Origin of the sequence: Kribbella sp. NPDC051586 (genome assembly GCF_044453965.1) — a bacterium.
Lineage (GTDB): Bacteria > Actinomycetota > Actinomycetes > Propionibacteriales > Kribbellaceae > Kribbella.
This window is the reverse complement of the sequence record NZ_JBITDF010000002.1, coordinates 652,030-669,869: the sequence shown is the minus strand read 5'-3', so window position 1 is coordinate 669,869 and position 17,840 is coordinate 652,030. Positions and strand designations below refer to the sequence as shown.

At 70.1% G+C, this 17,840-nt stretch carries 21 protein-coding genes; 9 read left to right on the top strand and 12 right to left on the bottom strand.

Annotated features, from left to right (window positions below):
* Positions 1 to 24: 24 nt before the first annotated feature.
* The 6 genes from ACIA58_RS13610 to ACIA58_RS13585 form a co-directional block, all read right to left on the bottom strand.
* The gene (locus ACIA58_RS13610; RefSeq protein ID WP_396403949.1) at positions 25 to 345 is read right to left on the bottom strand and encodes an STAS domain-containing protein; all 321 of its coding nucleotides are present in this window, start codon (positions 343 to 345) and stop codon (positions 25 to 27) included.
* Positions 346 to 478: 133 nt separating this feature from the next.
* The gene (locus ACIA58_RS13605) at positions 479 to 1,123 is read right to left on the bottom strand and encodes a response regulator (protein WP_396403948.1); all 645 of its coding nucleotides are present in this window, start codon (positions 1,121 to 1,123) and stop codon (positions 479 to 481) included.
* Positions 1,116 to 2,351, bottom strand: a complete 1,236-nt coding sequence (locus ACIA58_RS13600; RefSeq protein ID WP_396403947.1) for a sensor histidine kinase — start codon at positions 2,349 to 2,351, stop codon at positions 1,116 to 1,118. Before ACIA58_RS13600 ends, ACIA58_RS13605 begins: the two co-directional genes overlap by 8 nt.
* A gap of 25 nt (positions 2,352 to 2,376) precedes the next feature.
* Entirely contained in the window at positions 2,377 to 3,153 is a 777-nt protein-coding gene (locus ACIA58_RS13595; protein WP_396403946.1) for an ABC transporter permease, read from the bottom strand.
* Entirely contained in the window at positions 3,150 to 4,064 is a 915-nt protein-coding gene (locus tag ACIA58_RS13590) for an ABC transporter ATP-binding protein (protein ID WP_396403945.1), read from the bottom strand. Before ACIA58_RS13590 ends, ACIA58_RS13595 begins: the two co-directional genes overlap by 4 nt.
* Positions 4,065 to 4,153: 89 nt before the next feature.
* Positions 4,154 to 5,941, bottom strand: coding sequence for an AMP-dependent synthetase/ligase (locus ACIA58_RS13585; RefSeq protein WP_396403944.1), 1,788 nt, complete (start codon positions 5,939 to 5,941; stop codon positions 4,154 to 4,156).
* Positions 5,942 to 6,046: 105 nt separating this feature from the next.
* Between ACIA58_RS13585 and ACIA58_RS13580 the strand changes: the two genes are divergently transcribed.
* The 7 genes from ACIA58_RS13580 (at position 6,047) to ACIA58_RS13550 (ending at position 11,554) form a co-directional block, all read left to right on the top strand.
* Complete coding sequence (locus tag ACIA58_RS13580) at positions 6,047 to 6,478, top strand: polyketide cyclase / dehydrase and lipid transport (RefSeq protein WP_396403943.1); 432 nt, start codon at positions 6,047 to 6,049, stop codon at positions 6,476 to 6,478.
* Positions 6,479 to 6,482: 4 nt separating this feature from the next.
* Positions 6,483 to 6,914 carry an SRPBCC family protein gene (locus tag ACIA58_RS13575; protein ID WP_396403942.1) on the top strand — a complete coding sequence of 144 codons (432 nt, stop codon included), beginning with the start codon at positions 6,483 to 6,485 and terminating at the stop codon, positions 6,912 to 6,914.
* A gap of 4 nt (positions 6,915 to 6,918) precedes the next feature.
* Positions 6,919 to 8,238: an ArsA family ATPase gene (locus tag ACIA58_RS13570; protein WP_396403941.1), complete on the top strand. Its 1,320-nt coding sequence runs from the start codon at positions 6,919 to 6,921 to the stop codon at positions 8,236 to 8,238.
* Complete coding sequence (locus ACIA58_RS13565; RefSeq protein WP_396403940.1) at positions 8,235 to 8,681, top strand: hypothetical protein; 447 nt, start codon at positions 8,235 to 8,237, stop codon at positions 8,679 to 8,681. Before ACIA58_RS13570 ends, ACIA58_RS13565 begins: the two co-directional genes overlap by 4 nt.
* Positions 8,672 to 9,643, top strand: a complete 972-nt coding sequence (locus ACIA58_RS13560; protein ID WP_396403939.1) for an ROK family glucokinase — start codon at positions 8,672 to 8,674, stop codon at positions 9,641 to 9,643. The genes ACIA58_RS13565 and ACIA58_RS13560 overlap by 10 nt, the downstream gene beginning before the upstream one ends.
* A gap of 67 nt (positions 9,644 to 9,710) precedes the next feature.
* Positions 9,711 to 10,853: an ROK family glucokinase gene (locus tag ACIA58_RS13555; RefSeq protein WP_396403938.1), complete on the top strand. Its 1,143-nt coding sequence runs from the start codon at positions 9,711 to 9,713 to the stop codon at positions 10,851 to 10,853.
* The gene (locus ACIA58_RS13550) at positions 10,850 to 11,554 is read left to right on the top strand and encodes an endonuclease/exonuclease/phosphatase family protein (protein ID WP_396403937.1); all 705 of its coding nucleotides are present in this window, start codon (positions 10,850 to 10,852) and stop codon (positions 11,552 to 11,554) included. The genes ACIA58_RS13555 and ACIA58_RS13550 overlap by 4 nt, the downstream gene beginning before the upstream one ends.
* On the opposite strand, the gene ACIA58_RS13545 is transcribed toward ACIA58_RS13550, so the two are convergent.
* The 6 genes from ACIA58_RS13545 to ACIA58_RS13520 form a co-directional block, all read right to left on the bottom strand.
* Positions 11,544 to 12,269, bottom strand: a complete 726-nt coding sequence (locus tag ACIA58_RS13545; protein ID WP_396403936.1) for a hypothetical protein — start codon at positions 12,267 to 12,269, stop codon at positions 11,544 to 11,546. The two genes, ACIA58_RS13550 and ACIA58_RS13545, sit on opposite strands and share 11 nt — an antisense overlap.
* Positions 12,270 to 12,309: 40 nt before the next feature.
* The gene (locus tag ACIA58_RS13540) at positions 12,310 to 13,059 is read right to left on the bottom strand and encodes an enoyl-CoA hydratase-related protein (RefSeq protein ID WP_396403935.1); all 750 of its coding nucleotides are present in this window, start codon (positions 13,057 to 13,059) and stop codon (positions 12,310 to 12,312) included.
* A gap of 17 nt (positions 13,060 to 13,076) precedes the next feature.
* Entirely contained in the window at positions 13,077 to 13,499 is a 423-nt protein-coding gene (locus ACIA58_RS13535; RefSeq protein ID WP_396403934.1) for a YybH family protein, read from the bottom strand.
* 25 nt (positions 13,500 to 13,524) lie between these two features.
* On the bottom strand, positions 13,525 to 14,763 hold the full coding sequence (locus ACIA58_RS13530) for a TIGR00300 family protein (RefSeq protein WP_396403933.1): 1,239 nt from the start codon (positions 14,761 to 14,763) through the stop codon (positions 13,525 to 13,527).
* 61 nt (positions 14,764 to 14,824) lie between these two features.
* On the bottom strand, positions 14,825 to 15,526 hold the full coding sequence (locus tag ACIA58_RS13525; RefSeq protein ID WP_396403932.1) for a hypothetical protein: 702 nt from the start codon (positions 15,524 to 15,526) through the stop codon (positions 14,825 to 14,827).
* Positions 15,519 to 16,289 (bottom strand): alpha/beta hydrolase, encoded by a 771-nt coding sequence (locus tag ACIA58_RS13520; RefSeq protein WP_396403931.1) that lies wholly within the window; start codon positions 16,287 to 16,289, stop codon positions 15,519 to 15,521. Before ACIA58_RS13520 ends, ACIA58_RS13525 begins: the two co-directional genes overlap by 8 nt.
* Before the next feature lie 336 nt (positions 16,290 to 16,625).
* Between ACIA58_RS13520 and ACIA58_RS13515 the strand changes: the two genes are divergently transcribed.
* A complete protein-coding gene (locus ACIA58_RS13515) occupies positions 16,626 to 17,390 on the top strand; it encodes a lysophospholipid acyltransferase family protein (RefSeq protein WP_396403930.1) in 765 nt (254 codons plus the stop codon).
* Between the two features lie 35 nt (positions 17,391 to 17,425).
* Complete coding sequence (locus tag ACIA58_RS13510) at positions 17,426 to 17,818, top strand: DUF2237 family protein (protein WP_396403929.1); 393 nt, start codon at positions 17,426 to 17,428, stop codon at positions 17,816 to 17,818.
* Positions 17,819 to 17,840 lie beyond the last annotated feature (22 nt).

The window sequence follows — 17,840 nt, the reverse complement described above, 5'->3', positions numbered from 1 at the left end:
AAGCGAAGGAAGTAAGTAGGTCCTTCAGCGAGGGGAAATGATGCTGGGGCGGTAGGCGGGGAGGGCGTCGGCTAGGGCCGGGTAGTGGTCGAGCGGCCGAGAGGTGCGGGTGGCCCGGACCAGGTCTGCCAGCCATTGACCGGCTCCGGAGGCGCGCAGCCATCCGCCGTGTTCGACGGCCAGGTCGTGGGCGTCTGCGAGTATCTCGAGGCCGGCCGCCTCCATCGAGGTGACGCGGCGCAGATCGACCACCAGGCGGGGCAGCTTGGTGGTGATCACATGGTGCAGTTCGCCGGCGAAGGTGGGCATGGCGACGACGTCGATCACACCGGCGACGCGGACCACAGCACAGCTACCGACAGCACTCCAGCTACAGACGAAGGGCCCGCTCGCCTCCGCCGGCCGGCGGGCGGAGCTGACCACTCGAGGTTTTGGGGTTGGCTTCATGTCCTGACCTGTACCCCGCGGCTAACGTCGATCAGTCGCGGCCGAGGATGCCCTGCTCGTACCCCTTGGCCACCGCTGCCGCGCGATCGGTGACGCCGAGCTTGGTGAAGACGTGGCTGAGGTGGGTCTTCACGGTCGCTTCGCTGATGAACAGCTCGCGGGCGATGTCGCGGTTCGGCGTACCCTTCGCGACCAGCTCCAGGACCTGCCGTTCGCGCGCGGCGAGCGGGCTCGGCGCCGGCGTACGGACAGCTGTGACGAGCCGGGAAGCGACCGCGGGAGAGAGCACCGTCCGACCTTCGGCGGCCTGGCGGACGGCGTTGAACAGGTCGTCCTGCGGCGCGTCCTTGAGCAGGTAGCCGGTCGCGCCGGCCTCGATCGCCGGCAGCGTGTCGGTGTCGGTGTCCCAGGTGGTCAGGACCAGAACCTTCGACCGGATACCGCGACGGGTCAGCTCGGTGATCGCGTCCAGCCCGCCGCCGCCGGGCATCCGCAGATCCATCAGGATCACGTCCGGATCGAGGTCCGCGGCCAGCTCGACCGCCTCGACGCCGTTCGAGGCCTCGCCGAGCACGGTGAAGCCGGCCTCGGACTCGAACATGCCGCGCAGGCCGTTGCGGACCACCGGGTGGTCGTCGACGAGGATCAGCGAGATCTCGGGGAAGGTGTCAGGCATGGGGCACCAACGGTACGCGAGCCGACACCGCCGTACCGAAACCTGGTTCGGACTCGAGGGTGAGTGATCCGGCGATCCGTTCGGCCCGGGCACGCATGCCGTCGAGGCCGAAGCCGCCGGTGCGGGTCCGGGCCGGCAGGGACATCGGGTCGAAGCCCTTGCCGTCGTCGCGGACGTCCAACGTGACCTCACTGTCCATGAAGCTGAGAGTTACTCCGACGCGGGTGGCGGCGGCGTGCTTGGCCGCGTTCGCCAGCGCCTCCTGGGTGATGCGCAGGATCGTCGCGGAGATCTCGCCGTGCAGGTGTTGCGGCGGACCGGTGACGGTGAGCTCCGCGCGTACGTCGTGACGCTCGGCCCACTGGTCGACGATCTTCCGCAGTGCTTCCGGGAGGCCGTCGTTCGACAGGCCGACCGGGGCGAGGTTGTGGACCGAGCGCCGGGCCTCGCCCAGGCTGTGCCGGGCCAGATCGGTCGCAAGGCTGACGTGGTCCTTGACGGTCGCCGGGTCGGAGGTGTTCGCGACGACCTGGAGCTGGGCGATGATGCCGGTCAGCCCCTGCGCGATGGTGTCGTGGATCTCCGCGGCCAGCCGGCGCCGTTCGTCGGCGATGCCGGCCTCCCGGGCCTGGACCAGCAGTTGGGCCTGCAGCGCGGCGTTGTCCTCGTGCGCCTGCTGGAGCTCGGAGATCGTCGCGGCCCGGGCCCGCGACCGCTCCTCCTCCTGGTCGGCGAAGTGCTTGGCGACCGTCAGCAGCGCGTTGTTCGCGATCAGCAGGCCGCCGAACACCAGCCACCGCGCCGTGTCGTGCACCGGGATGCCGCTCGCCTGCGCTGCGGAGATCGGGATCGAGCAGGCGAACAGCGCGAGCCGCCGGATCCGCTTGCCGGGGAGCCGCTCGTCGGCGTCGTAGTAGCCCGCCGCGGAGTAGAACGCGAAGAAGCCGTTCAGCAGGGTGAGCGCGAAGCCGATCGCCCAGCGCAGGCCGTAGTACACGACCGACAGCCGGTCCGGGGTCTGGTGGCCGCGGCCGAACCGGGTCCAGCACACCTCCAGGACGAGAGCAGCTCCTACCAACGTCGCCGCCACGATCCGCTGGTCGTTGAACGGTGTGATCAGGCCGGCGGTCGCCATTGCGAGGAAGGTGCCCAGGCCGAGCAGGAAGTAGGGCGCCCAGCGGCGGAAGGCCGCCTGGCGCCGATCGAGATCGCTGTCGACCGTTGTCACCCACCCAGTCTGCACGAACGATCGCCTACTCCCACCGGAACCAGCGCGCGGCGACCGCCGTCAGGACCACTGCCCACGCGGCCAGCACGCCCAGGTGCGACCAGGACGGCCAGTCGCCGACGGCTGCCTGACCCATCGCGCGCGCCGCGGCGCCGAACGGCGTCAGCTCGACGATCGTCCGCAGTACATGCGGCATGGACTGCACCGGCAGCCAGACACCCGCGCAGAACATGCTCGGGAAGAACACCCCGGAGCCGATCGCGGTGGCGGCCTTCGCGGTCCGGGCGAGCGCGGACACCAGGGCTCCCAGCGCCAGCGCCGCGGCCGCCGCGAGGAGCAGCGACAGGGCATAGCCGGCGGCCTGGTGCGGCAGCTTGACGTCGAATGCGATCCGGCCGATCGCGAGGCAGACCAGGGCGGACACCAGCGCGGCCGCACCGTTCAGCCCCATCTGGGCGGTCAGCAGCGCGGACGGCTTGACCGGCGTCGCCGACATCCGCCGCAGGATGCCCCGCTCGCGGTAGCCGGTGATGATCGGCGGCATCGTCTGCAGACCGGTCACGATCAGCGCGACGAGAACGAGGATCGGCACGTACAGGTCGATGATCCGCAGACCGCCCAGGCCGGCGTCGGCCTTCCGGAACGCCGGGATGCACCCGAGGATCACCAGCAGCAGCGGCGGGAACCCGAGGATCCAGAACAGCGTCCCCGGCTCCCGGCGGAACAGCCGCGCCTCGGCACGCAGTACAGCGGCCCGGGGCGAGGTACGGCGTACGGGCGCCGTGGGGGCGGTGGCGGTCATGAGTTGGCTCCAGTCAGGTCGAGGAAGGCGTCGTCGAGGGTCGCGTCGGTGACGCGGAGTTGGTGTGCGGTGATGCGGTGCCGCGCGAGCAGGGACAGCACAGCGGTGACGGTCTCGTCGGTGCCGCCGAGGGTGATCCGGCCGTCCTTCTGCTCGATCGATGCGAGCGCGGGCAGCGCGGCCAGGTCCACGTCGTCGAGCGATGCCGACGGGGTGAACGAGATGACGGTGGCTCCCGCCGTCCGGCTGATCAGGCCCTGGGGTGTGTCGAGCGCGGTGATCCGGCCCTTGTCGATGACGGCGATCCGGTCGCACAGCCGCTGGGCTTCCTCCATGAAGTGCGTGACCAGGAGGACGGTGACGCCGCGGGAACGAACGTCCTCGACGACCTCCCAGGTGTCGCGGCGGGCGCGCGGGTCGAGGCCGGTGGTCAGCTCGTCGAGGACGACGACCTTGGGGTTGCCGATCAGCGCGAGCGCGATGAACAGGCGCTGCTTCTGACCGCCGCTGAGTACGCCGAAGCGCGAGGTCAGCTGGTCCGTCAGGCCGAGCCGTTCGGCCAGGGGCCGCCAGTCGGCCGGGTTCGGGTAGAGGGCGGCGTACAGCTCGAGCGCCTCGCGCACGGTGAGCTTGGCCTGCAGCTCGCTCTCCTGCAGTTGCGCGCCGAGGACCTGGGTCACGGCCGCGTGGTCGGCGACCGGGTCGAGCCCGGCGACGCGGACCCGGCCGCTGTCGGGGACGCGCAGCCCCTCGACGCATTCGACCGTGGTGGTCTTGCCGGCGCCGTTCGGGCCGAGGATCCCGAAGATCTCGCCCTCGTCGACGGTGAAGGACAGATCGTCCACGACGGTCCGGCCGTCGTACGACTTGCGCAGGTTGCCGACTTCGACGATCGGCCCGGTTGTGATCATGCCTCGAGCTTCGCCGACGCCGTACCCCGCGCACATCGTCCGGGAAGCTCGACCCGGCATCAGCCATTCGGCTGATGCCGGCCTACGACCTACTTGGCGTAGAGGGCCTCGACGTCGGATCCGTACTTCTCCATCACGATGTGCCGGCGGAGCGAGAGCTTGAGGGACAGCTCACCGGACTCCTGGGTCCAGTCGGTCTCCAGGATCGAGAACTTCTTGATGTTCTCGGCCTTGGAGACCGAAGCGTTCGCGTCGTCGACCGCCTTCTGGATCTCGGCGATCAGGTCCCCGTCCTGGGTCAGCGAAGCCACGTCGGTCGGCTTCCCGCGCTCGGTTGCCCACGGCACGATGTTCTCCGGGTCGATGGTGATCAGCGCGGCGATGAACGGCTTGCCGTCGCCGACCACCATGCACTGGCTGACCAGCGGGTGCAGCCGGATCTGGTCCTCGAGCAGGGCCGGCGCGACGTTCTTGCCGCCGGCCGTCACCAGGATCTCCTTCTTCCGGCCGGTGATCTTGATGAACCCGTCGACGTCGAACTCGCCCAGGTCGCCGGTGTGGAACCAGCCGTCCGCGTCGATCGCGGCCGCCGTCGCCTCGTCGTTGTTCCAGTAGCCCTGCATCACCTGGCCGCCCTTGAACAGCAGCTCACCGTCGTCCGCGATGCCGACCGTCACCCCGGGAAGCGGCCGGCCGACGGTGCCGATCCGGATGTCGCCGGGCAGGTTCACCGCCACCGCGGCGGTGGTCTCGGTCAGGCCGTAGCCCTCCAGGACCGGTACGCCGATGCCGCGGAAGAAGTGACCGAGCTTGTCACCGAGAGGCGCGCCACCGGAGACGGCGTACTGCACCTGGCCACCGAGGACCGCCCGCAGCTTGCCGTAGACCAGCCGGTCGAACAGCATGTGCTTGGCCTTCAGCCCGAACGATGCGCCGCCCTTGTCCTGCGCCCGCGAGTACGCGATCGCGGTGTCCGCGGCGGCGTCGAAGATCTTGCCCTTGCCCTCGGAGTGCGCCTTCTGGCTGGCCGAGTTGAACACCTTCTCGAAGACCCGCGGCACGCTCAGGATGAACGTCGGCTTGAACTCGCCGAGGTCGGCGACCAGGTTCTTCACGTCGGCGCTGTGGCCGACCTTGACCATCTTCATCACGCAGCCGACCTGGATGATCCGGGCGAACACGTGCGCCAGCGGCAGGAACAGCAGCGTGCTCGCGCCGGTGGAGTCGAAGAGGTTGTCGAGGATCTTCACCGCGGGGCCGAGCTCGTCGAGGAAGTTCGAGTGGCTGATCCGGCAGCCCTTCGGGCGTCCCGTCGTGCCGGAGGTGTAGATCAGCGTGGCCAGGTCGGACGCGGTGACCGCGGAACGGCGCTTGTCGAACTCGGCGTCGGTGATGTCCTGGCCGAGCACGGTCAGTTCGTCGACGGCGCCGGCCTCGATCTGCCAGATCTCCTGCAGTGCGGGCGCCTCGGGACGGGCGGACTCGACCACCGCGCCGTGCGCCGCGTTCTCGGCGATCGCGACGACCGCGTCGGAATCGGTCAGGATCCACTGGATCTGCGAGGCCGAGGAGGTCTCGTAGATCGGAACGGTGACCGCGCCGATGCTCCAGATCGCGTAGTCGATCAGGGTCCACTCGTAGCGGGTCGCGCTGAGCAGGGCGACCCGCTCGCCGTGCTTCACGCCGGCTGCGATCAGCCCCTTCGCGACGCCGGTCACCTGCTTGGCGAACTCGGCGGCGGTGACGTCCAGCCAGCCGCCCTGCACCCGTCGGCTGAACACCGCGGTGTCAGGATGAGAGGACGCGTTCGCCCACACCGGGTCGCTCAGGCTCCCGCTGGCGGGCTCGGTCACAGCAGGAACGGTGTACTCACGCATCCGCGTCTCCTCAGTCGGTCACGAATTGTCGACTTCCGGCGCACGCTACAGTCACCTACCCACAAGTAGCCAGGTTTATGTGACTCACGGAACTAGGTTCTAGCCATGCCCACGCTCGACATCAGTTGCGACGACCTGGTCGTTGCTGATCCAGCCTACGTCGCCGAGCGACTCGGTTCGGACACCCTCTGGCGCGAGTGGTGGCCGGACCTCACCCTGACGCCGTCCGAGCGGCGCGGCGTGGAGGGGGTCCGCTGGGCCGTCACCGGCGCCGCGATCGGTACGGCGGAGTGGTGGCTGGAGCCGGTCCGCGACGGGGTCGTCGTGCACTGGTACCTCCGCGTCGACCCGGCCCGCCCGGTCCGCGGCCGCGCCCTCGAGCGGCTCAAGGAGCGGTACGTCGCGTCGTACCGGGAGCACCTGTGGCGGTTCAAGGACGAAGCCGAGGCGGGCCGCGCGGCGGGCGAACGACGTACCTCGTCCGATCCCGCGATAGTCTCCGTTGAGGACACGGAGAACCGATCGGCGAAGAGGTGAATCGATGGCGGAACAGACCACCTCGACCATCCAGGTGAACGCGACCCCCAAAGAGATCATGGCGGTGATCGCGGACTTCGCGGCCTACCCGGACTGGGCCGACTCGATGCGGGAGACCGAGGTGCTGTCCACCGACGAGGCCGGCCGGCCGAACAAGGTGCGCTTCAAGGTCGACGCGGGCGCGATCTCCGACGAGTACACGCTGGCCTACGTCTGGTCCCGCAACGAGGTGACCTGGACGCTGGTCGAGGCGAAGATGGTGAAGGGGATGGACGGTGCCTACGTACTGCGCGACCTCGGCGCGGAAGGCACCGAGGTGACGTACCGGCTGGCCGTCGACGTCGCGATCCCGATGATCGGCATGCTCAAGCGGAAGGCCGAGAAGGTCATCATCGACACCGCCCTGAAGGGCCTCAAGAAGCGCGTCGAGTCCTGATCCAGTGACTCGGGTTCTGCTGTATACGGGTAAGGGCGGCGTGGGCAAGACCACGTCCGCCGCGGGGACCGCCACGCTCGCCGCACTGCGCGGGCTGCGGACGCTGGTGCTGTCGACGGACGCCGCGCACTCGCTGTCGGACGCGTTCGACTCCGAGGTCGGTCCGGAGCCGACGGAGATCGACGACCTGCTGTTCGTCCAGCAGATCGACGCGCAGCGCAAGTTCGAGCGGTCCTGGGGCGACATCCAGTCCTATCTGCGGTCGGTGCTGCACATGGTCGGCGTCGACCCGATCGAGGCCGAGGAGCTGACCGTCCTGCCCGGCGCCGAGGAGGTGCTCGCGCTGCTCGAGGTGCGCGACCACGTCCGGTCCGGGCGCTGGGACGTGATCGTCGTCGACTGCGCGCCGACCGCGGAGACGCTCCGGCTGCTCGCGCTGCCGGAGGCGCTGAACTGGTACATGGATCGCATCTTCAACGCCGAGCGCAAGATGATGCGGACCTTCCGGCCGTTCCTGAGCCGCGGCTCGAGCCTGCCGATGCCCGACGACAACGTCTTCGACGCGCTGCGCCGGCTGCAGAGCGACCTGTCGGACATCCGCACGCTGCTGGCCGGTCCGGACGCCTCGGTGCGGCTGGTGCTGACGCCGGAGGCCGTCGTCGTCGCCGAGGCGCGGCGGTCGCTGACCAGACTCTCGCTGTACGGGTACCGCGTGGACGGTGTGGTGGCCAACCGGGTCTTCCCGGCTGCTGGGGCGGACACCTGGCGGCGGCAGTGGGTTGCCGCCCAGCGGGGGATCCTGGAGGAGGTCGCGGACTCGTTCCGGCCGCTGCCGATCTGGGAGTCGCCGTACCGGGTCTGTGAGCCGGTCGGGGTCGAGGAGCTGGCCGCGTTCGCAGTGGAGATGTACGGCGGGGACGACCCGTTCGCGCGCGCCACGGACGAGACGTCGTTGTGGGTGGATCGGCACATCGACACCGACGGGCGGACGTACACGCTGACGATGCCGTTGCCCTTGGCATCGGCCAGCGAGCTGGAGCTGGCGCGGCACGGGGACGAGCTGATCATCACCGTCGGGTCGTACCGCCGGGTGCTGCCGCTGCCGGCGGCACTGGCGCGTGGCGTGGTCGCGGGTGCGCGGCTCGACGACGGGCGGCTGCAGGTGCGGTTCGCACCGCGGGAGACTGCGCGGCCGGCTGCCCCCTCGGAGGTGCCCAGCGGGTCGGGGCCGTTGGAGTCCGCGCAGGAGCTGGCCCAGGGACTGACAGCGGAGTACCACGAGCAACTGGCCCGCCGTACGGCTGCGATCGGGGAGGGGCTTTGAGTAAGGAGCCTGTCGGCTCGGTTGCCGAGGAGGCGGCCAAGCTGTTCGCGGTGCTGCAGCATGCGGCTACCGACGCTGCGCCGGCGCCTGAGTCCGCTGCTGACTCGGCTGCTGATTCTGCTGCTGATTCCGCGGAGACGCCGTCGGCCGATGAGGCGGAGCACGAGCACAAGCTGGGGCCCGACTGCCTGTGGTGTCCGGTCTGTCAGCTGATCCACCGGGTGCGGAACACCAGCCCCGAGACGATCGAGCAGCTGTCGACGGCCGCCGCGCATGTGCTGGGCTCGTTGAGATCTCTGCTGGAGGCCGCCGCGGACGCGGCCCGGCAGGCGCGGGAGGACGCAGCGTCGCGACCGACCAGCTCCGCGCAGCCCGAGGAGGAACCGGCCCCGTCCACGGTGGACCGGATCGACGTGAGCGAGGACCCCGAACCATGGGACTGACGATCGGCATCGATGTCGGCGGTACGAAGATCGCGGCCGGCGTGGTCGACGAGGACGGCACGATCGGGGCCCGCACGCACCGCGATACCCCGGCGGACTCCGTCGACGGGACCGCGGCGGCGATCTGCGACGCGGCCGCCGAGCTGATCGCCGCGCACGACGTGCAGGCGGTCGGGATCGGCGCCGCCGGGTTCGTCTCGTCGGACCGCTCGACTGTGCTGTTCGCACCGAACCTCGCCTGGCGGGACGAGCCGCTCGGCGCACGGGTCGCGAAGACGTTGAACATCCCCGTCGTCGTCGAGAACGACGCGAACGCCGCGGCCTGGGGCGAGTTCGCCTTCGGCGCGGCGAAGGACGTCGAGCACATGCTCTGTCTCACGGTCGGCACCGGCATCGGTGGCGGCGTGGTGATCGAGGGTGAGCTGCTCCGCGGCGCTCACGGCGTCGCGGCCGAGCTCGGCCACATGCGCGTCGTACCCGGTGGGCATCGGTGCGGGTGCGGGTCGCGTGGATGCCTGGAGCAGTACGCGTCCGGGCGGGCCCTGGTGCGTGAGGGGCGGGCGCAGGCGGAGTCGGGTTCGATCGCGGCGGCGCAGATGCTGAGCGTGTGCGGGATCACCGACCCGGCGGAGCTGACCGGGCCGATGATCACCGAGGCCGCGATGGCCGGCGACCCGTGTGCGGTGGAGCTGCTCGAGGACCTGGGCCGCTGGCTCGGGGAGGGGCTGGCGAGCCTCGCGACGATGTTCGACCCGACGCTGATCGTGATCGGCGGCGGTGTGAGCGCGGCGAAGGACCTGCTGATGAAGTCGGCCGAGGTCGCCTTCGAGAAGGTCCTCCCGGCCAAGTCGAACCGTCCCCACCCCACCTTCAGCCTCGCCCAGCTGGGCAACGACGCCGGCCTGATCGGCGCCGCCGACCTGGCCCGCCGCCCGGCCCCGGCGCCGGAAAAGACCCGGTGATTGTCCTGACCGGCGATACTGGAGAGGTTCCGGCGGGGGTCGGAGGTACCGCGAGGAAGGTCGAACCTTGGCTCTGACGCAGGCTTTGACGATCGGGATCGACATCGGCGGGACCAAGGTCGCCGCCGGGGTGGTCGACCCGGAGGCCAACATCCTGGACCGGGTACGCCGGGACACGCCGACGACCGACCCGCGGGAGACCGAGGACGCGATCGCAGAGATCGTGCACGACCTGGAGTCCCGGCACGACGTGATCGCGGTCGGCATCGGCGCCGCCGGGTTCGTCGACGTGACCCGGTCCTCGGTGCTGTTCGCGCCGCACCTCGCCTGGCGGCACGAGCCGCTGCGGGACGCGGTCGAGCGCCGGCTCGGGCTGCCGGTCGTGGTGGAGAACGACGCGAACGCGGCCGCCTGGTCCGAGTGGCGGTTCGGCGGCGGGCAGGGCGAGAGCCACCTGGTGTGCGTCACGCTCGGCACCGGTATCGGCGGCGCGATTCTGAACGACGGTGCCCTGCAGCGCGGGAAGTTCGGCATCGCGGGCGAGTTCGGCCACATGCAGGTCGTCCCCGGCGGTCACCGCTGCGAGTGCGGGAACCGCGGCTGCTGGGAGCAGTACGCGTCCGGCAACGCCCTCACCCGCGAGGCCCGCGAGCTGGCGCTGTCCGGCTCGCCCGTCGCGCACAACCTGCTGCGCGCGGCCGGCGGTGACCCGCGGAAGATCAACGGCCCGATGGTGACCGAGCTGGCCAAGGACGGCGACCCGGTCGCGGTCGAGCTGCTCGAGGATGTCGGCCGCTGGCTCGGTATCGGCCTCGCCAACCTGGCCGCGGCGCTCGACCCCGGCACGTTCGTGATCGGCGGTGGTGTGTCCGACGCGGGCGAGCTGCTGCTGGCGCCGGCCCGCGAGGCGTTCAAGCGCACGCTGACCGGTCGCGGGTTCCGTCCGGAGGCGCGGATCGTGCGCGCGGTGCTCGGCCCGGAGGCCGGTCTGGTCGGTGCGGCGGACCTGGCTCGCGAAGAGGCCACCTGGTTGCGCCGGGTCCGGGTCAAGACGACCGCGGTCACCGCGAAGACGGCCGCTGCGCGTGGGCGCTCGACCCGTTTGGAGCGGGCCGCCCGCAAGTCGGCCGCCCGCCGTACCGGGATGCGCGCCGCACCCGCCGACCCCGAGCTGCAGTCAGCCGACGTGAACGGCGACAACGAGGCATGACCGAAAGGCCGCCTGGCGAGGCGGTGCTGCGGGTGCTGTCGTACAACGTGCACCGGTGGGGCGACGACCGGACGGCGCTTGCGCGGGTGGTGAAGGCGTGCCGGCCGGATGTGATGCTGGTACAGGAGGCGCCGACCTGGTGGGGGACCAGGCGTAAGCGGCGCGCGATGGCGGCGACGTTCGGGATGCGGTACGTCGCGGCGTCGGCCCGGAACGCGATCCTGGTTGCCGACGGCATCAATCTCACCGGCATCCGCGGCCGCCGGATCTGGCGCCCGTTCGTCCGCCGCCGCCTGAACTTCGTCGCCACCCAGCTCCCCGGCGGTGCGGTCGGCGGCGTGCTCGTCCTCGGCTCGACCCGACTGGCCGTCGTCGTCTGCCACCTGGGCCTGCACCCCCGCGGCCGCATCCACGAGATCGCCCAGGTCCTCGCCCTCTGCCGCACCTTCAACGCGCCCTACCTCCTGGCGGGCGACATCAACGAGGAGCCCGACGGCCCGGTCTGGAAACGCCTCGCCGAAGAGGGCCTGCTCGATCTCGATGCCGGCCCGACCTTCAACTCGATAACGCCGCACAAACGGATCGACGCCGCCGAACTCTCCCCCCAACTCACCGGCCGCCTCCGCCACCTCCCCGCAACCCCCGAAGACCTAGCCGCCGCCTCCGACCACCTCCCGCTACTGGTCGAGCTCACCGCATAACCCACGCGGACCTCCACCACTCACTATCCCCACCGGCTCCACCCTCGCCACGCGGGGCCGAGGTAGAGACGTGGCGCAGGCACGCCCTTGGTGAGTGCTGGAGATCCGTCCCTTCCTGCGCCCGGCGACTCGCCCCGGCACTGCGGATCCCCAGGCCATCACATTCGAGCCATCGAAGGCCCTCCACCCGGACGGTCCCACGAAACTGCCGATTGTGATGGCGTGGGGATCCGCCGGCGGGCTCGGCGAGGTATGCGCCGAAACGGAGATGTGTGCCGGGCCAGACGTACAGATTCCCGCGGTCGGGCTCGTCGTGATCGGTCAGCCACAGCTCTGCGAGCACGGTGAACGTCCCCGGCGTGCCGTCGTCGAGAGTCGGCGTGATCCCGTCCACATGCGGACCACCCGGCACGTGCGGCCAGGGTGGGACCGTCGTCACCACCTGCACCTGATTCGGCTCCTGCGGTGCCAGCTCGGGCCGCACGAGTTCCCCGGCCAAGCCCGCGATCCCGGCCGCCCGATAGAGCTCCAGCAATGGATGCGTTTCGTGGAGCCGAGGCGAGAGGAAGTGCGGCCCGACGCCTTGCGGTGGCTTCCGCTCCAGCATCGTCGCCACGATCCGGCGCCCGGTCGCGAGTTGCGTGTCGGACAGTACGCCGGGAACGACGACGTACCCCTGCTCCCGGAAGTGGGTCAGCTGTGCGTCGGTGATCACCCGGCCAGTCCAGCAGCGCCCTACCGGACCGGCAAACGAATTAGCTCTTGCGGCGGTTGAGGAAGGCGCGCATGGCGTCCTGGGCCGCGGGGGAGCCGAAGAGTGAGGCGGAGAGCTCGGCGAGGTCCTTGCCGTGGGCATCGATGTTGGCGAGAAGGTCGCGGTTGAGGAGCTTCTTGGTCTCGCGCATGCCCTGGGGGACGCCCTTCAGCAGCGCGTCGAGGACCGTGTCGACGGCCGCGTCCAGGTCGGCGTCCGGCACCGTCAGCGTGAGCAGGCCGAGCCGCGCCGCCTCCAGCGCGTCGAACCCGTTGCCGGTGAGGAACGTGTACGCCGCCGCGCGGTCCGTCAGCCGGGGAATGACCGTGAGCGAAATCGTCGCCGCCGCCAGCCCGAGGCGTACTTCGGTCAACGCGAACGTCGCGCTCTCCCCGGCGATGCTGATATCGGCCGCCGCGACGATCCCCGTCCCACCCGCCCGGACCGGCCCGGCCACCCGCGCGACGACCGGCTTCGGGTTCGCGACGATCGCCCGCTGTACGTCGACCATCCGCTGCGCCCCGACCCCCATACCCACGGTCGTCGCCTCGGACATGTCGGCCCCGGAACAGAACACGTCCAGCGCCGACCGGATCACGATCGCCCGCACCAGATCGTCCGCCCCGGCCGCCTCCAGCTGCTCGAGCAGCTCGCCCGTCAACTGCTGCGACAACGCGTTCTTGTTCTCCGGCGAGTCCAGCGTGATCGTCGCGACGCCGTCGGCCACGTCCAGGTGCACGAGTTCGGTCATGGCGCCATCCAACACCGTTACGGGCCGGACGGGGAGGCCTTCGGGTTCAGGGGATCGGCGTGGCGGTGGGTGATCTTCCATACACCGTCCTCGGCGCGGAACACCATCGTCGCGCGCAATACGTGCGGGACAGGCTCGGGCTGGGTGATGTGGTGGACGGTGCACCGCTCGATCGCCACCGTGTACGCCGTGTCCGCGCCGACGTGCTTCTCGAGGTACTCGAAGTCGACCGTCGCGCCGGTGTCGCGGAACTGTGACGAGGCCCACTCGTAGCGCGGCCCGATCTGGGACCAGCCGACCTCCTGGCCGCCGAATCCGCCGAAGATGGAGGTCTGCTCGCTGTGCGACACCAGCGGCATCCACAACGACGGGTCCCCGTTGACGAAGGCGGAGTTGGCCTCCTCGAACCGGCGCAGGAACGATTCGAAGTCTTCGATCACCGACCCAGTCTCACTCGCCACGGGGTCACTTGCTGTCGGCGTACTCCGCGGACAGCTCACGCGCCAGATGCTCGATGAACAGCCCGACGTCGGTGACGATCCCGCGCGCCTGCGACGAACCGCGGTCGGCGAGCTTGGTCACGGTCGCCGGGTTGATGTCCACGCAGGTCAGCGGGATCGACGCGGGCAGGATGTTGCCGGTGGCAACCGAGTGCAGCATGGTCGCCGCCATCAGGCAGTACCCGACGCCGTCCAGCTCGGCCCGCATCGCGCGCTGCCCCTCGAGCACGTCGGTGTAGACGTCCGGCAGCGGGCCGTCGTCGCGCACCGACCCGACCAGCACGAACTTCCCGCCGGTCTTCACCAGCGCGTGCATCACGCCCGACGTCAGCACCCCCTGCTGTACGGCGTCGGCGATCGACCCGGCCTTGCGGATCGTGTTGATCGCGCGGATGTGGTGCTCGTGCCCGTGCTCCACGCCGCGCCCGCGGGACAGATCCACCCCGAGTGACGTCCCGTACAGCGACGACTCGATGTCGTGCGTCGCGAGCGCGTTGCCGGCGAACAGCACGTCGACGTACCCGGCCTCGACGATCGCGACCATCGCCGGCGCGGCGCCGGTGTGCACGATGCCGGGGCCGCCGACCCACAGCACCTTCTGCCCGTTCGCCTTCGCCTCGCGCATGCCGTCGGCGACCTGCTTGACGAGCACCCGCTGCGGTTTCTCCGACGACACGTCCGACTCCATGAAGCCGAACCCCTCCTCGGCGTTCACCACGATCGGGGGAGTGACCCGCACGCCCTGCGCGCTGGTGATGATCTTCATCCCGGCGCGTACGTCGGACATCGGAATCGTCCGCACGGAGTCATAAGAGTCGCCTTCGACGAGCAGGCCGCAGTCCATCTCCGGGTTCTGCACCGGGACCCAGTGGCCGCCGAGCCGGACGCTCGTGGGCAGGTTCGTGGTCGAGTAGAAGCCGTCCGGGAACACCCCGTCCTGCGAGACCTCGCTGATCTCCGGCGTACCGGGGTCGACCAGGTTCGCGCCCTTGGTCTGGATCCGCATCAGCAGCCGCTGCAGCGACTCCTCGTCGTCCGCGCCGACCGTCATCCGGACCGTGGACGGGTCGTCCTTGTCGTAGCCGAGGTCGAACTTGTCCAGCGTGTACTCGCCGCCGTACCCGCGGATGTCGTCGAGAACCCGGGACAGCAGCCCGGAGTCCATCAGGTGGCCGGTGATCTCGACCGTCTCGGTGACCTGCACGGGTGCCCTCCCCATAGCCGCAACTGCATTCGTCGGATTGTCCGACGATCTGCACTCTAGCTCAGACGACCGCCCCGTCGTCGCCCCCGTCACCAGGTGGAAGCCGGTCCTTCATCCGGAGCACCAGCGTGAGGAAGCCGCCGATGAAGCCGGCGACCGCGAGCGTGGTGATCCGGCCGGTGCCGAAGTCGAGCACGGCGGCCGCGATCAGCAGCAGCGGACCGCCGAGCAGCCCGAGCCAGGCGAGCCGGGAGATCCAGTCGAGCCGCGGGCCGCGCGGCGGCTCCGGCGGGACGAAGTGGTCGTGCGGATCGTCGGCCTTGCGCGCCGGCTTCTCGTCCTCGTCGTCGTCCGGCTTCGCCGAGACGGTCAGTCCGGTCGGCACGTCGATCAGCGGCTCGTACTTGTCGTCGACGTCCTCGCTGGCCGGCCATCGCGGCACCGCGTCCTCGCCGCCGTCGTGCCCCGGCGCGGACGGTTTGCCGAACTGCTCGACCAGCGACTCCCACTCCGCGTCCTCGGTGCTGCGGTCGATCACCGGGCGGGCCTTCGCCACCGCCTCGGCGTCGACGAAGATCTCGTCGTACCCGACCGGTATCCGGACCGGTTCCTCGGCCTCTTCCGGCGTGCGGGCCTCGCTCTGGTTCTCGCAGTACGCCGCGATCCCGGCCGCGGCGAGCGCGTCCAGCACCGGCTCGGCGACGAGCGGGTCGATGCCCCCGAGCGACGTGTACGACGCCGCGGTCAGTCCGTTGTCACGCATCACTTTTACCGCTCAGCCGCCGGATGAAGGCTGTCGAGTCCGCGAAGATCCGCGGTGCGTCGTTGTCCAGGGTTGCCACGTGATAGCTGTCCTCGAGCAGGGTCTCGGTCACGTCGCGGGACGAGATCGAGGACAGCACGGTCCGCCCTGAGCTCGGCTCCACGACATGATCGACAGTACTGCGGAACAGCAGCACCGGCTGAGTGACTTCCGCCAAATCTTCGCGGGTCAGCTTCCACAGCTGCGACAGCGAATGCAGCGCGCGCAGCGGCATCTTGTCGTAGGCGCCCTCGTCGACGCCCGGCTTCTTGATGTCGTTGGAGATGCCGGGGAACGACGGCATCAGCCTGGACAGCACCGGTAGCAGCGCCAGCCGTTTGTCGTCGGTGCGCACCGACGGGTTGATCAGGACCAGACCGGAAACGTCCGTCCCGTGCTGCTCGGCCAGGCGCAGCACCAGGCAGCCGCCCATCGACAGCCCGACCAGGAACACCTGGTCGTGCTCCTTGCGCAGGCGCTCCAGCTCGTTGTCGAGTACGGCGTACCAGTCCGGCCAGCCGGTCTTGTTCATCTCCTGCCAGCTGGTCCCGTGACCGGGCAGGCGCGGCACGGCGACGCCGTACCCCTCGGTGGCGAGGTGTTCGGCGAAGGGCAGCATCGACTTCGGCGAGCCGGTGAACCCGTGGCTGAGGAGGACTGCGACGGCCGCGTTCTCCCCGCTCCCGGGACTGCGAAACTCCTCCGCGTGGGCTTGCACTGGCACGCTCGACTCCTCGCCGTTCCGGTCCTCACAGACGCCCGGACCGGAACCCGGCCAGCGCGCGCATCAATCGTCGCATCTGGGCTGCATCCAGTCTGCATCCAGTCTGCATCCAGGTGACAACACGGTGAGCAACACTCGCATTCCTGGCGGTGACATTGCCTGAGGGGGAAGCTGGAACGTAGTGTCCGCACCGGAACGGTCTGTGCGCCGAAGTTGTCGCCTGGCCGCTGCCGGCGGGCACTGGTGCCGGACGAGGGTACGGCCGACGATGGTTCGGTGAGCGTTGTCGGGTGATGCGAGTCGGGTGTGTCGGGCGAGTGACGGAGGTCGAGGCGGATGCTGTACCTGTTCCTGAGACGGTTCCTGGTCGCACCACTGGTCAAGCTGCTCTTCCGGCCGAAGGTGACCGGCGTGGAGCACGTGCCGACCACCGGACCGGCACTGCTGGTCAGTAACCACCTGGCGTTCTGCGACTCGATCTTCCTGCCGGTCTCGGTGCCGCGGCAGATCGTCTTCCCGGCCAAGTCGGAGTACTTCACCGGTCCAGGCCTGAAAGGCAAGCTGGTCGCCACCTTCTTCCGCTCGGTGGGCCAGATCCCGATCGACCGGTCCGGCGGGCGCGCCTCGCTGGCGGCGCTGAACACCGGGCTGCGCATCCTCGAGGAGGGCGGCCTGTTCGGGATCTACCCCGAGGGCACCCGTTCGCCCGACGGCCGGCTCTACAAGGGCAAGACCGGCGTGGCCCGGATGGCGATCGTGGCCGGCGTCCCGGTGATCCCGGTGGCGATGATCGACACCGAGAAGCTGCAGCCGCCGGGCAAGATCCGGCCGAACTTCTTCTACCGCGAGAAGGGCAAGCTGCTGCCGAGCCTGGTCCGTCCGGGCGTCGCGTTCGGCAAGCCGCTGGACTTCTCCCGGTACGAGGGCATGGAGCGGGACCGCTTCGTCCTGCGCTCGGTCACCGACGAGATCATGTACGCGCTGATGGAGCTGTCCGGCCAGGAGTACGTCGACATGTACGCCGACAAGGCCAAGGAGCTGATCAAGGCCGGCGAATCGGTCGACGAACACCTGCGGCTCGGCGACACCAAGGCCAGCTGACCCGGTTCGGGGCGGTGCCGGGCGAGGATGTCGCCATGGACAGCGACCTGAACGTGCTCGGCGAGCCGCTGCAGGAGTGCGGGACCGACCCGGTCACCGGCTTCTACCGCGACGGCTGCTGCACCAGCGGCCCCGAGGACCTCGGCAGCCACACCGTCTGCGCGGTGATGACCGCGGAGTTCCTCGCCCACCAGGCCTCGGTCGGGAACGACCTGATCACACCCCGCCCCGAGTACAACTTCCCGGGCCTCGAGCCGGGCGACCGCTGGTGCGTGGTCGCCGCCCGCTGGCTGCAGTCGTACCACGCCGGCGCCCCGTCGCCCGTCGTACTCGCCTCCACCCACGCCCGGACCCTCGACACCATCCCCCTCACGGCTCTGCGCGACCACGCCGTCGACGTACCCCCGGACCCGGGCTCGCTGACCTGAGACGCGGGCGCGGGGGCTGGAG

Coding starts and splice junctions, on each gene's coding strand:
- ACIA58_RS13605 (WP_396403948.1), bottom strand. CDS start 1,123: ATGCCTGACACCTTCCCCGAGATCTCGCTGATCCTCGTCGACGACCAC.
- ACIA58_RS13595 (WP_396403946.1), bottom strand. CDS start 3,153: ATGACCGCCACCGCCCCCACGGCGCCCGTACGCCGTACCTCGCCCCGG.
- ACIA58_RS13590 (WP_396403945.1), bottom strand. CDS start 4,064: ATGATCACAACCGGGCCGATCGTCGAAGTCGGCAACCTGCGCAAGTCG.
- ACIA58_RS13585 (WP_396403944.1), bottom strand. CDS start 5,941: ATGCGTGAGTACACCGTTCCTGCTGTGACCGAGCCCGCCAGCGGGAGC.
- ACIA58_RS13580 (WP_396403943.1), top strand. CDS start 6,047: ATGCCCACGCTCGACATCAGTTGCGACGACCTGGTCGTTGCTGATCCA.
- ACIA58_RS13575 (WP_396403942.1), top strand. CDS start 6,483: ATGGCGGAACAGACCACCTCGACCATCCAGGTGAACGCGACCCCCAAA.
- ACIA58_RS13560 (WP_396403939.1), top strand. CDS start 8,672: ATGGGACTGACGATCGGCATCGATGTCGGCGGTACGAAGATCGCGGCC.
- ACIA58_RS13550 (WP_396403937.1), top strand. CDS start 10,850: ATGACCGAAAGGCCGCCTGGCGAGGCGGTGCTGCGGGTGCTGTCGTAC.
- ACIA58_RS13540 (WP_396403935.1), bottom strand. CDS start 13,059: ATGACCGAACTCGTGCACCTGGACGTGGCCGACGGCGTCGCGACGATC.
- ACIA58_RS13525 (WP_396403932.1), bottom strand. CDS start 15,526: ATGCGTGACAACGGACTGACCGCGGCGTCGTACACGTCGCTCGGGGGC.
- ACIA58_RS13515 (WP_396403930.1), top strand. CDS start 16,626: ATGCTGTACCTGTTCCTGAGACGGTTCCTGGTCGCACCACTGGTCAAG.
- ACIA58_RS13510 (WP_396403929.1), top strand. CDS start 17,426: ATGGACAGCGACCTGAACGTGCTCGGCGAGCCGCTGCAGGAGTGCGGG.